The organism is Pedobacter gandavensis, from assembly GCF_032678465.1.
Lineage (GTDB): Bacteria > Bacteroidota > Bacteroidia > Sphingobacteriales > Sphingobacteriaceae > Pedobacter > Pedobacter gandavensis_B.
Genome location: NZ_JAVTSK010000002.1, coordinates 36,810 through 50,261 on the forward strand (window position 1 = coordinate 36,810; position 13,452 = coordinate 50,261).

Below are 13,452 nucleotides of genomic sequence, written 5' to 3' on the forward strand. Positions count from 1 at the left end.
TAATATTCTGGTCCTAAGTTGATTATTTTGAGGAAATGATGGCAAATGCCTGTTCAAAATCTGCTTTAATGTCGTCAATATGCTCGATGCCTACGGAAACGCGTAATAAGTTTGGTGTAACACCTGCAGAGATTTGTTCTGCATCAGTTAATTGTTGGTGAGTGGTAGCTGAAGGTTGGATGATCAGTGTTTTTGCATCACCTACATTAGCTACATGGCTCACTAATTTCAGGGAATCTACCAATGTGGTAGCCTGGCTTTTTTCTCCATGGAGTTCAAAAGAAAGTACGGCGCCGAAACCATTTTGCAGGTATTTCTTAGCATTGGCATGGTAAGGGCTGCTTTCCAAACCAGGATAGTTTACTTTTTTCACTGCTTCATGTTTTTCTAACCAGATGGCCAGGGCCAATGCATTGTCAACATGACGCTGTACACGAAGAGAAAGTGTTTCTAATCCCTGAATCAGTAGGAAAGAGTTGAAAGGAGAGATGGCCGGACCAAAGTCTCTAAGACCTTCTACACGGGCACGAATGGCAAATTGAATATTGCCAAATGGGCCTCCGATACCAAACACATCGTTAAAAACCAATCCATTGTATCCTTCAGAAGGTTCTGTAAATTGTTTGAATTTACCATTTCCCCAGTTGTAATTTCCCCCATCAACGATTACACCACCAATGCTGGTGCCATGTCCGCCGATCCATTTTGTAGCAGATTGAACAACTACGTGTGCACCATGCTCCAATGGACGGAACAAATAACCTGCAGCACCAAAGGTATTGTCTACAATTAATGGCAAGCCATGTTTATTGGCTATAGCCGATATTTTTTCAAAGTCTGCAATGCTGAAAGATGGATTCCCGATACTCTCCAGGTAAATAGCTTTGGTATTTACATCAATTTTTGCTTCGAAGTCTGAAGCATCATCACCATTAGCGAATTTTACCTCAATCCCTAAACGTTTAAAAGCTACTTTGAACTGGTTGTAGGAACCTCCATATAAATGTGAAGAAGATACAAAGTTATCGCCAGCTTCGAGGATATTGTTTAAAGCGATGAATTGTGCAGCCATTCCGGACCCTACTGCCACCGCTGCTACACCACCTTCCAATGCGGCTACGCGTTTTTCAAAAACGTCTGTCGTCGGATTCATGATTCGGGTATAAATGTTGCCGAATTCTTTTAAAGCGAAGAGGTTTGCACCGTGTTCAGAATTTTTGAATCCATAGGAAGTGGTTTGGTATAGAGGTACAGCTCTTGAACCTGTTGTTGGATCAACTTCCTGACCTGCGTGAATTTGAAGGGTTTCGAATTTATGGTTGGTTGACATGCGGCTTATGATTAAAATGGTTGAAAAATGGTTCTAGGTTTTTCCTGCCTGATGAAATCAGGATTGGATATAGGGGTATAACGTACCTCAAAGGAGGCCTTCCGGATGAATCAAGAATGCAAGTGGAAGATTTTTGAATTTATCGCATGCAACAGCACATACAGATTGTATATTGCTTATTACGATAATTAAAAGAATCAGGTGTCATTTTAACTGTTTTCATTGTCTTAATTTATCTCTCCAGAACGCACCATGCGAACCGGTCAGGAATTGGCACCTTCTCCATTTTGGGAGGGTTGCCAGTGGGTCAAAGAGCCTGTCTCTCGCCACTTCTTTATAAATCAAAACCCAGTTTTAAGGGGTGTTGACTTGAATAGCTTTCGCTAAGAATACCACAAATGTAAAGCTATTTGCAAAATAACCAAAATTTAATTTTGATTATTTTGCAAATAGCTGATTTGTAGTATTATAAAAAGTAAAAATAATGATATTGACCTTGTTTGTGCTGCTATTTTAACCTAAAGCTTGCTCAAAATCTGCGATTAGATCGTCTATGTGTTCCAGTCCAACTGAAATCCGAATTAAATTCTGTGGCGTTTTGGTTTCCGGCCCTTCTACAGAGGCACGGTGTTCAATCAAACTTTCTACACCACCGAGGCTAGTTGCCTGGGCAAATAGCTTTACCGTATTGACTACCCTGCGTGCTTCTTCGGCATTACCCTCTACTAAAATGGACAACATTCCACCAAAGCCGCTCATTTGTTGTTTAGCGATTTCATGTTGAGGATGTAGGGCTAATCCCGGGTAAAATACCTTGGCTACTTTAGGATGTTTTTCTAGGTATTTGGCCAATGCCATCCCATTTTCGCAATGGCCACGCATGCGGTAAGGAAGGGTTTTGATGCTTCTTAATAACAGAAAGCAATCGAATGGAGAGGGTACTGCTCCACCGATCTGTTGTATGTTTCTTACTTTTTCCCAGAATGGAGTTATTTTAGCGGTGATTAAAGCACCACCTAATACATCACTATGACCGCCGATATATTTGGTAGAAGAATGCATAACGATATCTGCGCCAAGCTCAATTGGTTTTTGCAAGCATGGAGAAGCAAAGGTGCTGTCGCATGCCAGTAAAAGGTTATGCTTTTTGGCAATTGCCGAAACTGCGGCAAGGTCTGTGATTTTTAGTAAAGGATTAGAAGGTGTTTCCACCCAGATCATCACAGTGTTCTCTTTAATATAATCCGTAATACGGTCTACATCCGTCAGGTCAATAAAGTCGATGGTTAAAGTATCTGCGAAGATGGATTGTAACTGCTTTTTAAAACCCCAGTACATGTCATCTGGCGCGATAATATGACTGCCGGGGGCTAAGGCCTGAAAAAGAGACATCCCTGCTGTATTTCCCGAAGAAAAAGCGCAGGCATCTGCAGCATTTTCTAAATCAGTCAATACTTTCTCTAAAGCAGAGCGATTTGGGTTGCTGACACGGGAGTACATATGTCCGCCAGAATAGCCACCATCTGCATCTCTGAAAAAGGTGGTGGATAAATTAATAGGCGGTGTAACATCACCTGTGTTGGATTTGTATAAATTTCCGGAATGTATAGCTAAAGTTTCTGGTTTCATTTTCAGGAGGATAAATAGTTAATCAGGGATCAGAACCCCACAAAGCTAAAGGTAAAAATTATTCTCTTTAAGTTTTGGCAAGATTTATGTAATTGAAACAGCATTGTGACTTAATATGGTAAAAAGTACAATTTTGTCAGTAGGGGTCATAACCAACAAAAAAATAAACAAATAAAAAAACAGATTGATATGAAAAGAATATTCCTGATCGCAGCCATTTTATGCAGTTCATTAATGGTATTGCAAAGTTGCTCTCCAAAAGGTGGAGCAGGTACCGAAATGGTTAAAAGAGGAGATGTGACTGGTACTTGGGTATTAAATGATATCACCTATGAAGGTATTCCTGAAGCTTCTGTAAAATCATTGTTTGGTGAAGCCGCTCCAAATTGTTTTGTTGGTGGTACCTGGAGATTAACAAATAGCGGTAACGGAAGTTATAGCTTACCAGGTGGTGGCAATTGTGCTGCCAGAACACAATCCATTTATTGGTCGGCAAGTGTTCCAGATCAGACCTTCCAGTTTAAGAAAATCTATGAAGGTGATAAAGCTAAAAATGTAACTGAAGGTTACCGTTTAGTGCTTTCTACTTCATCAAAAGAAACATTAGTGATTAAATCACCAGTGGAATATGGTAATTCAACTGCATACATCGTGTTACATTTCGCGAAAGCAGCAAAGTAAATTTTTGGTTAAATTTGGTTTAGGTTGAAGGGACTCGTGGTTGGGTCCCTTTTTTGTGCTTAAAAAAACCTAATTTTGCGGCATTAAGGAATACTATGATGTCAGACCTGATTATACTTTGTATAGTCTCTTTTTTTGCCGGTTTTATAGATGCGATTGTTGGTGGCGGTGGATTATTGCAAACGCCTGCAATCATGATTGTTTTACCTCAGTATTCGGTGGCTACCCTTTTCGGAACCACAAAAATCCCTTCTCTTTCCGGAACGGCTTTCGCGGCATGGAAGTATTCACAAAATGTGAAGTTGAACTGGCCACTGCTGATATACATTGCCATGGCTGCATTTATCGGAGCAGTACTGGGGGCACATAGCATCACACTGATCGACAATTCCGTTATCAAACCCATTGTTTTTGCGATTCTGATTCTGGTGGCAGCCTATACTTATTTCAATAAGAAATTTGGTGTCCATCAGGAGAAGGAACATAGTGTATTGCAACAGGTGCTGATTGGCTTGTTGTTTGGATTCAGCATTGGTTTTTATGATGGATTGATTGGTCCTGGAACCGGTACCTTCTTTATTTTGGCTTTCATCGCCTTAATGGGGTATGATTTTCTGCATGCGAGTGCCAGCGCAAAATTGATCAATATGGCCACCAATATTGCAGCCATCTGTTATTTTGGAAGTACCGGGCACATCCTTTATGAGTTTGCCATTCCAATGGCGTTTTGTAACGTAGGTGGTTCTTTTCTAGGAACCCGATTAGCGCTTTTAAAAGGGAATAAATTTATACGCATCTTTTTTTTACTGGTGGTTTTTGGGACGATCCTAAGATTTGCTTATGATATTTTTATCAAAGCATAATTGTTTTTTTATGGTGTTGAGCTGAATAGTTTCAGGACCGAATTGATTTTTAATGAAGAAGAATAAAGTATTTGTATTTGCGATTTTGATTTTTGCATTGGTGATGGCTGTTTTTGCCTTCGGTTTGTCGACCATCAAAACTGATGTAGCGGTGAGAAGACCGGTTAATTTTCCGGAAATTGTACAACAGGGCCCCGCATTAACAGTAGAAGGGGTGACCCTCGGACAAAAGTTGTTTGATGATGCATTGCTGTCTAAAAATGGAAAAATAGCTTGTGCTTCCTGCCACAATCAAGTGGATGGTTATGCGAGCAAAGGGATTAAAATCAACCCTGGTGTAAATGAGGCGATTCATGGCACAATGAATACACCCGCTTTAATGAACCTCCAATGGAAGACTTCTTTCTTTAGAGATGGAAGGGAATCTCATTTGCAGAATACGGCGATTAATGCCTTAACCAGTCCTGCAGAAATGGGAGAAACGATGGACAATGTGGTTAAAAAGTTAAATGCCTCTCCGGTGTATAAACATTATTTTAAATCAGTTTTAGGTGTAGATACCATACAACAAAAAGACGTGACCGGGGTGATGGAGCAATACCTGCTTTCTTTGGTATCTGCAAATTCCCGATATGATAAATTGGTGGTAAAACAGGAGCATACTTTTAATCCAGCGGAGTTAGAGGGCTTCAAACTTTTCAAAGAAAAATGCGCAAGTTGCCATACGGGTGATTTGTTTACTGATGAATCTTTAAGAAATATCGGTACAGCCACAGGGAATACCGGCTCGAGGAAATTTAAAGTGCCTAGTTTAAGAAATATAGAAGTCACAGCCCCATATTTCCATGATGGCCGATTCCAGACTTTAGAAGAAGTGATGGTCCATTATGCTACAGGGGTACATCAGGAAAAAGATCTGGATCCCTTGATGCAAACAAATGGTAAGGCCGGAATTCCAATGACTGAGGATGAACAGAAAAAAGTGATTGCCTTTTTGAAAACACTGACTGATCATGCATTTATCAATAAGATGACCCTTCAATAAATAAAGTGCCCAAAATATCATAAGAAAGGCCATTCCCAAATCAACAGGAATGGCCTTTTTTTATAGCATCACCAGGATAGGAATTGCCAGAAATTAAACCTTAGGGTTTAATATTTTACGGATTCGGTCGGCAAGGTCTTCATAATGATTTTTAATCAAAGGATTTGTTGCTTTTACCTGTAATGCCTGGACATTTGCCTGTAATTTTTTCAATTCCAGACGCAGGATTAACCTCATGTCTGAAATGTTTGGATTGTAAGGGGTAATTCCCATAATTGCATAGCCAGACTCAACAACTGGTTTGTCTAGCTTTAACAGCAGCCCAAGGCGATCAGCATAGGACCTTTGTAATGCTCTTTTGAAAACATCCGGTGTTTCTGAGTTGAAAATAGATCCACGTAAATCTGTCAGTAGGTTATTCACTGTATAAGCATTTGCTCCATTTTTCACTTCATCATCAATCATTCTGGCAAAGCCATAAGTTTCCAATAGTGAAGTTAATACCTGATTTTGCATTTCAGTAATTCTATGGTTAACCACACCATAATCTACTCTTGCTAAAATTGAAGGATTCAATAACCAATTCGGCGTAGTAAATACCTGTTTGTTGAGGAAAGCAACTGCTTGCTGTTGTTTCGCTTTTGGGGTATAGCTGAATACTGCCCCGGGTTCATCCACTGTTTTCAGGTCTTCCTGTAACCCACTTACATTGGCAACCACATGGTTCACATAGCGTCTATACTGACGGATTACTTCATAATACAAATCGTTCATGTCTTCCAGTTCTTTGCCCGGTTCGTAGGTCCATTTTTCCAGATTGGGGAGGATTCTCTTTAAGTTTTCAATGCCATAAGTGCTTGCTTTCATAGCATTATCGCCCAGGTCTTCACTTTGTGCACGGGGATCAATGGAACCTTGTTTTCCGTAGAAATACAATGGATCTTTAGATTTTTTCAGGATCATGGCATCCAATGTCTTTTTCTCCTCTTTGACTGATTGCTTTGCTGGAAAATAGGTATAGCCAAATTTAATGGCATACTGATCGTAGGCGCCGATTTTTGGGTAGATCTCTGTTACACCATCTCCCGGTTGTGCGATATAGTTGAAACGCGCATAATCCATGATAGAAGGAGCGGTACCATATTTGGCAGTAAAGGTTTTAGAACGTAGGGAATCAACAGGAAATGCGGCACTGGAGCCGAAATTATGTAATAAACCAAGTGTATGACCTACTTCATGAGAGGAGACAAACCTAACGAGCTGTCCCATTTGTGCATCACTGATTTCAGCCCCCCTTGCTGCCGGATTTATGGCTGCTGTTTGTACGAAAAACCAGCTTCTTAATAGGGACATCACATTGTGATACCAGCCAATATGACTTTCTATGATTTCACCAGATCTGGGATCGGCAATCCTTGGTCCGTAAGCATTTTCTGTAGAGGAGGCGAAGTAACGGATTACGGAGTAGCGTGCATCTTCTGTACTGAACTCCGGATCCTGCTCCGGGCCTGGGGCTTCTTTAGCGACAATGGCATTTTTAAATCCTGCTGCTTCAAAAGCAGTATTCCAATCGTTTACCCCCTGAATTAAAAATGGAACCCATTTTTTTGGAGTTGCTGGGTCGATGTAATAAACGATTTGTTTTTTCGGTTCTACCAGCTCGCCACGGGAGTATGCCGCCTCATCTTTAGGCTCTAATCTCCATCTTTGAATATAGGCAGTAGGCGTAACTTGTTTGTCGCTCAGTCCAAAGTCTAATTGTCTTTCTGTGAAATAACCAATCCTTTTGTTTTCCAAACGTGCCTTCATTGGCTCTTTTGGCAATAACACCATAGAGGTATTTAGACCAAAAGTCATGGCACCAACGGTTTTATCTGTAGGTAATTCTGGTGTTCTATAGGTTTTTACGGTTTTTACTTCAATATTAGTCGGGAAGCTTTTTGCCGTATCAATGAAAGAACGGGTATTGTCTATACCTGCAATTTTATACGTCTTTTTTAAACCTTCCGGTAAAGACATCCCGGGAATATCCCCGTTATAAAAATCGGTTACATCAATTACCACACCTTTTCCATTGGAACTAAATGCTTTGATGTCAAAGGCTGCAAGAATAGGCAGGGCATTTGAGTTTTCAAGCGCCTGGTGTAAGTCAGATGATTTATCTGCAACATACTTAAAGTTAGGTACCCTGATGAAGATTTGTTTGTCGTGTTTTTCCCAGTTCCACACCTGATTATTGATCATTTCGCCACCATATTGAGCTCTGGATTCTCTCAAGGCTACTGGTGTTTGACTGAATCGGGTAACCACCAACAGGTCTCTTCCCAATAAGGAATCGGGGATTTCGAAAAAGTATTTCTGATCTACTTTATAAACGTTGAACACTCCTTCATCGGCTTTAGTACCTGCCGGGATAATCTCTGAGAATTTTTTTATACTGTTTTTTTTCGTAGCAGAATTTTTTGCTGTGGTATCTTGAACGGCTTGTTTGGCCATGCTGCCAGGCCATTTTGTTTGCTGTGCAACTGCATTTCCGCTGAATATTGCAGAAAGCAAGATGAAGACAGCGCCCCTTGTCAGGGCGCCATTCTTCTGTTTTAAGGTAGATTCGAAGATCATGAATATATTAAGTTGTATTTAGGAAATTTGTAGCTGAAAGGGTAGATGTTACCAGCCTTCATTTTGTGGTTTCAGGTTAGGATTGGTGGCGATTTCCGTCAAAGGAATAGGTTGCCAGTAGTTTTTATCAGTAAAGACCCTGCTTCCCGATTTTTTAGCCACATAGCTTATGCTGCCATTCCCTGCTTTGGTAATGGTGACACCATTAACTGATTTGTTTAAAGTGTTAGTGGCTTCTTTCCAGCGACGCAAATCATTGTAGCGTACCTGGTCTTCAAAAGCAAGTTCAATTCTGCGTTCGTGACGGATTTTTGCGCGCATTTCCGGTTGATTCAATCCAACAGGAAGTTCCGGCATTTTGGCTCTTTTACGGATGTCGTTGATGGCCTGGTAAACCGAAGCATCAGGGCCGATGGCCTCATTTTGTGCTTCTGCATAGTTTAAAAGTACCTCAGCATAGCGCATGATTACCCAGTTGGTGCTGCTGCTGACATTAGGATCTTTGTTGTAGTCAAAATCTTCAGCAATGAACTTCCTGATGTAAAATCCGGTAGGCGAAGGGTTGGCTGTTGGCATGTCCTTTCCTTTGGTAAAAGTTTCTACTGCTCTGCCTTTAAAATTTGCATTATTGTACAGCACTGATTTTTCGAAACGTGGGTCGCGTCCGGCATAAGGATCTGAGGCGAGGTATCCAGAGCCACTTTCGCTGATCATCTTTCCGTTTTTCATTTCGTATTCGTCTACAATTTCCTGAGTAGGGGCATTGATCCCTTTTCCTCCGTATCCTGTAGGACTGTTGTTTTTATCGAAACTCTGTTGTTTTTCGCCTTTTAATCCATTGTAACGGTATTCAAGAATCACCTCTGGTTTCAATAAAACATTCTTTTTCAAGAATGGATCGTTGTAATCCGCCTGTAAACTATAGTAAGCAGTGTTCATCACTTTTTTTGCTGATTCGGCTGCTGCCTGCCATTTTTCCAGGCTGTTGGATGGATTGTTCAAAACACTGGCTGTCCACAGTAAAACGCGACTCTGGAAGGCTTGTGCCCCTGTACTGGTGACACGGCCATATTCTGTGTTTGGCCATGTTGCGGGTAGTTCTGCTGCAGCCTGTTCGAGTTCCTTTACGATAAAGTTCATCCCTTCCAGTTGTGTCGTTTTAGCAGGTTTGTTTTGCGCTTCCTCTACAGGCTGTGCCTTTAATAATAAAGGAACTTCCTTAAAGCTGCTGAACAATTGAAAGTAAACGAAGGCCCTAAAAAAACGAGCCTGACCTAACATTTCCTTTCTTTGTGTTGGATTCAATACCGGAGCTGTTTCTGCCCGTTCCAAAAAGTAATTGATCTTCCTGATTTGCGCATAACTGTCTTTCCAAAGGTTTTTCTGAGGGAAAGTGGTTGCATTAAAATCACCGGTCAGGTAGCCAGAGATTTTGCTTTCCTCGCTGCCAATTACCTGGATGTCGTCAGTAATGGCTGCAGGTAAATACGTAGTGCTGAATCCGGTGTTCAGGAAGTTGTAAAACTCGTTTACAGATAGTTTTATCAATTCAGGATCTTCCCAAAGACTGGCTTCTGAAACCAGGTTTAGTGGCTTTCTGTCGAGGAAATCTTTCTTGCAGGAACTGAAACTCAGTAGTCCTGCCATTAGGATAGTGCTGGTATATTTTGAAGGTATAAAGTTCATGATTGCTGATTTTTTCGATGAATAAATTAAAGGCCTAAACGAAGACCAAAAGAGAAAATCCGTTGTGGAGGGTAAGAGTTGGCAAAGGTGCCGGAGGACTCAGGATCAAACCTCCTGTTATTGCTGATGGTAAAAATATTCTGTCCCTGGGCGGTTAAGGTTAAGGAAGAAATACCGATTTCTTTCAGCACATTTTTTGGAATGGAGTACAACAATTGAGCGGTTCTCAATTTTAGGTAGTTGCCATTTTTCACATAAAAAGTAGAAGGATACCTGTTGGCTTCGTAATTAGACAATAGTCTTGGGTAGCTGGCATTGGTATGTTCAGGAGTCCATCTGTCGAGGTGTAACTCATAAAAATTTGTTAAATCTGCAGCAGGGGCGTAGTTGATGTACACACCTGTTGAAGCCTGAAATAGGGCATCTGCAGCAAAGTTTTTCCACTTAAAGGCCAATGATAATCCATATACCGTTGGTGGAACGATGTATTTTGTTTCTACATCACGATCGGCACTGCCGGTAAACAATTCAACAACACCATCACCGTTAAGGTCCACATACCTGATGTCGCCTGGTTTACTACTTACTGGTGTACCCCCGGGACTGGTCAGGTATTTTGGCCAGCTGTCTACGTCCTGCTGATCTTTGAAAATCCCATCTGCTTTTAAAATTCTGGAGGCGCCAACCGGGCGACCTTCCTGACGTAAACCAGGTAGAACACTTTCGTTTTCACCATAATCAATTACCCGGCTTTTAGTAAAAGTCATGTTCAGACGAGCAGAAAAATTCACCTGACCGATGTTGCTTTGATGAGATAGTGCAAATTCATAACCGTAGTAATATTCTTTTCCAAAGTTCTCTAATGCCGGACTCAATCCAAAAGTAGCAGGTACGTCGTAACCTCTGGAGCGTAGGATATCGTATTTAGATTTGCTGTAATAATCGGCTTCAATGCCTAATTTTCCTCCCCATAGCAAGGCATCCAAACCAATGTCGAAAGCTTTCACTTTTTCCCAGGTAATGTTGGTGTTTGGAACGGTTGTATTGCTGAGCCTGGTCATCGGAGCGATGGCATTGCCAGTACCAAAGACATAACCTGCCGGAAATAAACCATAGTTGTAAAAATACGAGTATAAAGTTCCACCATCATTACCTAATTTACCATAGGAAGTACGGATTTTCAATTCGTTGATGAATGGATAATGATCTTTAATGAAATTCTCTTCAGATAAGATCCAGGCTGCCGATAAAGAAGGGAATAAGGCTCTTCTTTTTCCTTTAGGATAGTATGGAGAACCATCATATCTAAAATTGCTTTCTAAAATATATTTGCTGTTGTAGTTGTAGATGAAACGGGCCACCGCACTCTGACGTGCATTTTCCTGTGAGCTACCCGCACTTTTTTGTGTGGTTACATCGCCAAGAAATAGCTGGTCTATACTGGAAACGGGGTAATTACTTCTTTCCGCAATTATGTTTTCTCCTTTAAATTCATTTTGCTCATACAATGCAAGTGCAGTAACTGAATGCTTGCCAAATAGTCTTTTGTAATTCAGGGACACCTGTAGGTTGACATTGTCGTTTAGTGATACAGTTTCACTCAATGAGGCTTTCTCTGTTGCGTTTTGCTGGGTGTATTCGTCTTTTGACGGATCTAATGAATATACAGGAAAAGGTACTGTGAATGCTTTTGTTAAAGAATTGTTCTTGTCGACAGTTACAATTCCACTTGCAGAAAGTCCCTTGATAAATGGAAGTTGCTGTGTCAATTTCAGGGAACTGGTAAAGATATTTCTGCCTACTTTATTGTATCCTGCACCTTCCAATGCATCGGCTAAAGGATTACCGGAAAATCCGGAGAAAGCATATAAGCCATTCGAAAAACGGGCAGGGGATACGGAGCCTAATGCTGCCATTCTGCTAAAAATGCTTTCTGCATAAACTGCCGGATTTTTAGCGTTTTCGGTAATGTAATTCAGGCCAACAGATAGGCTGGTACTAGGAGTAACATCCAGATCAAAGTTACTCACTACACCATAACGTTTCATTCCTGAAGTACTGATCAGGCCTTGCTGATCGGTATAGGTGCCACTGATAAAGTACCTCGAATTATTGCCACCTCCATTTAAGCTCAGGTTATGTCTTTGTAATGAGGCATAATCTTTTAAGACTGTTTTATACCAGTCGGTATTTGGATATCGGTCAGGATCAGATCCGTCTTTAAATTTCTGAACTTCTTCAGCTGTATATTTTGTTCTGGGAGAACTTCCTTTTTCAGCTTTATCATTGTCGTACATCTCATTGTTCAACAAGGCATAATTGTAGGAGTCCAGAAATTTAGGAAGCCTGGTTGGTTCCTGTACCCCAAAATTACCATTGTAATTCACAGATACTTTATTGGATTTTCCACGTTTGGTGGTGATTAAAACCACTCCGTTGGCACCTCTGGCACCGTAAACTGCAGCAGAGGCATCCTTAAGCACACTAATGCTTTCAATAGAATTGGGATCTAATTTGTCCATTTCCATCCCTACTATACCCATACCTTCCCGGGCAACTCCGTCTATCACGATGAGTGCATCGCCCATTCCACGGATTTTAATGGCAGAGCGGTCACGGTCCGGTGTTCCGGAAGCAGTCATGTAAGAAACCAATCCAGTCACTCTACCCATTAAAGTATTGGATACATTTACAGCTGGTGATTGCGTCAGTTCTTCTCCTTTGACTACCCCAATGGCCCCGGTTAGTAGTTTCTTTTGTTGTGTACCATAGCCAATTACAACCGCTTCATTCAATTCCCCTATACTCATAGTCATGGATACATTGATCTGCGTTCTCTTTTGGATAGGCACTTCTTCTCTTTTGAAACCGAGGTAGGAGAAGATTAAAGTTTGATTTTCTTCTGCCTGGATTTTGTAAAGCCCATCGGAATTGGTAATTGCAACTGCGCTGCCTTCTTTTACCAGAATCGTTACTCCAGGCAATGGAATACCTTTGTCGTCGGTTACTTTACCTTGTATGCTGATGATTTTTGCCGGAGCTTGTGTTGCTGTTCCGGAGCTTTCCTTCAGACTGAGTACAATGATGTTTTTTTCAATGGTATAGTTCAGGGGTTGATTTTTGAAAATCTCCAGCAAAGCGCTATGGAAGTCTGTATTCTTCAAATCAAGGTTTAGTGGTTTCGATTGAAGCATGACTTCATTATTGTAAATAAAGTAATATCCGGTTTGCTTTCTCAGGTCTTGCAAAACGGATTTCAGGCTTGTGTTTTGCCTGGAAATGGTAACTCGCTGCGCAAAGGAAGCGGTACTTACCTGCAGACCAATGGTCATCAGGATAATCAAGGATAGTTTCATGATAATGAATACTTTTCTTAGGGTTTTTAGCCCATAAGAGGAAATGACTTTAGAATGTAGTCGTTCTTTCATAAATTTGAAATGTTTAGGTTTAAGTTGATGGGCTTGCAAATCCGGTGAAATCCGGAATGTTCTTTTGGCTAAACCTGAGCATTGACCTTCCCGGCCGCGAACCGGGTTGGTTATTTTCAGACTCGCCTGTGGTGGTGTTTTAAGTGGCGGGTTTCATAAGATGGAATTTGT

8 protein-coding genes and 1 riboswitch are annotated in these 13,452 nt (G+C 41.0%); of the genes, 3 read left to right on the forward strand and 5 right to left on the reverse strand.

The features are described from left to right. Positions 1-22: 22 nt before the first annotated feature. Both R2Q94_RS03270 and R2Q94_RS03275 read right to left on the reverse strand, forming a co-directional pair. Positions 23-1,330 (reverse strand): O-acetylhomoserine aminocarboxypropyltransferase/cysteine synthase, encoded by a 1,308-nt coding sequence (locus R2Q94_RS03270; protein ID WP_316820007.1) that lies wholly within the window; start codon positions 1,328-1,330, stop codon positions 23-25. A gap of 229 nt (positions 1,331-1,559) precedes the next feature. Then, positions 1,560-1,673: riboswitch (SAM riboswitch) on the reverse strand. A gap of 170 nt (positions 1,674-1,843) precedes the next feature. After that, positions 1,844-2,959: a trans-sulfuration enzyme family protein gene (locus tag R2Q94_RS03275; protein WP_316820008.1), complete on the reverse strand. Its 1,116-nt coding sequence runs from the start codon at positions 2,957-2,959 to the stop codon at positions 1,844-1,846. Positions 2,960-3,148: 189 nt separating this feature from the next. Between R2Q94_RS03275 and R2Q94_RS03280 the strand changes: the two genes are divergently transcribed. From R2Q94_RS03280 to R2Q94_RS03290, 3 genes are all read left to right on the forward strand, one after another. After that, positions 3,149-3,640: a lipocalin family protein gene (locus R2Q94_RS03280; RefSeq protein ID WP_316820009.1), complete on the forward strand. Its 492-nt coding sequence runs from the start codon at positions 3,149-3,151 to the stop codon at positions 3,638-3,640. Positions 3,641-3,735: 95 nt separating this feature from the next. Then, positions 3,736-4,503, forward strand: coding sequence for a sulfite exporter TauE/SafE family protein (locus R2Q94_RS03285; protein WP_316820010.1), 768 nt, complete (start codon positions 3,736-3,738; stop codon positions 4,501-4,503). A gap of 52 nt (positions 4,504-4,555) precedes the next feature. Continuing rightward, positions 4,556-5,548, forward strand: coding sequence for a cytochrome-c peroxidase (locus tag R2Q94_RS03290; protein WP_316820011.1), 993 nt, complete (start codon positions 4,556-4,558; stop codon positions 5,546-5,548). A gap of 93 nt (positions 5,549-5,641) precedes the next feature. On the opposite strand, the gene R2Q94_RS03295 is transcribed toward R2Q94_RS03290, so the two are convergent. Genes R2Q94_RS03295 through R2Q94_RS03305 form a run of 3 tightly spaced genes read right to left on the reverse strand, consistent with a single transcriptional unit; the run spans position 5,642 to position 13,281 of the window. Continuing rightward, positions 5,642-8,167, reverse strand: a complete 2,526-nt coding sequence (locus R2Q94_RS03295; RefSeq protein WP_316820012.1) for a zinc-dependent metalloprotease — start codon at positions 8,165-8,167, stop codon at positions 5,642-5,644. 48 nt (positions 8,168-8,215) lie between these two features. Beyond that, positions 8,216-9,853: a RagB/SusD family nutrient uptake outer membrane protein gene (locus R2Q94_RS03300; RefSeq protein ID WP_316820013.1), complete on the reverse strand. Its 1,638-nt coding sequence runs from the start codon at positions 9,851-9,853 to the stop codon at positions 8,216-8,218. 26 nt (positions 9,854-9,879) lie between these two features. Next, a complete protein-coding gene (locus tag R2Q94_RS03305) occupies positions 9,880-13,281 on the reverse strand; it encodes a TonB-dependent receptor (RefSeq protein ID WP_316820014.1) in 3,402 nt (1,133 codons plus the stop codon). Between the last annotated feature and the right edge of the window lie 171 nt (positions 13,282-13,452).

Coding starts and splice junctions, on each gene's coding strand:
- R2Q94_RS03270 (WP_316820007.1), bottom strand. CDS start 1,330: ATGTCAACCAACCATAAATTCGAAACCCTTCAAATTCACGCAGGTCAG.
- R2Q94_RS03275 (WP_316820008.1), bottom strand. CDS start 2,959: ATGAAACCAGAAACTTTAGCTATACATTCCGGAAATTTATACAAATCC.
- R2Q94_RS03280 (WP_316820009.1), top strand. CDS start 3,149: ATGAAAAGAATATTCCTGATCGCAGCCATTTTATGCAGTTCATTAATG.
- R2Q94_RS03285 (WP_316820010.1), top strand. CDS start 3,736: ATGATGTCAGACCTGATTATACTTTGTATAGTCTCTTTTTTTGCCGGT.
- R2Q94_RS03290 (WP_316820011.1), top strand. CDS start 4,556: ATGAAGAAGAATAAAGTATTTGTATTTGCGATTTTGATTTTTGCATTG.
- R2Q94_RS03295 (WP_316820012.1), bottom strand. CDS start 8,167: ATGATCTTCGAATCTACCTTAAAACAGAAGAATGGCGCCCTGACAAGG.
- R2Q94_RS03300 (WP_316820013.1), bottom strand. CDS start 9,853: ATGAACTTTATACCTTCAAAATATACCAGCACTATCCTAATGGCAGGA.
- R2Q94_RS03305 (WP_316820014.1), bottom strand. CDS start 13,281: ATGAAAGAACGACTACATTCTAAAGTCATTTCCTCTTATGGGCTAAAA.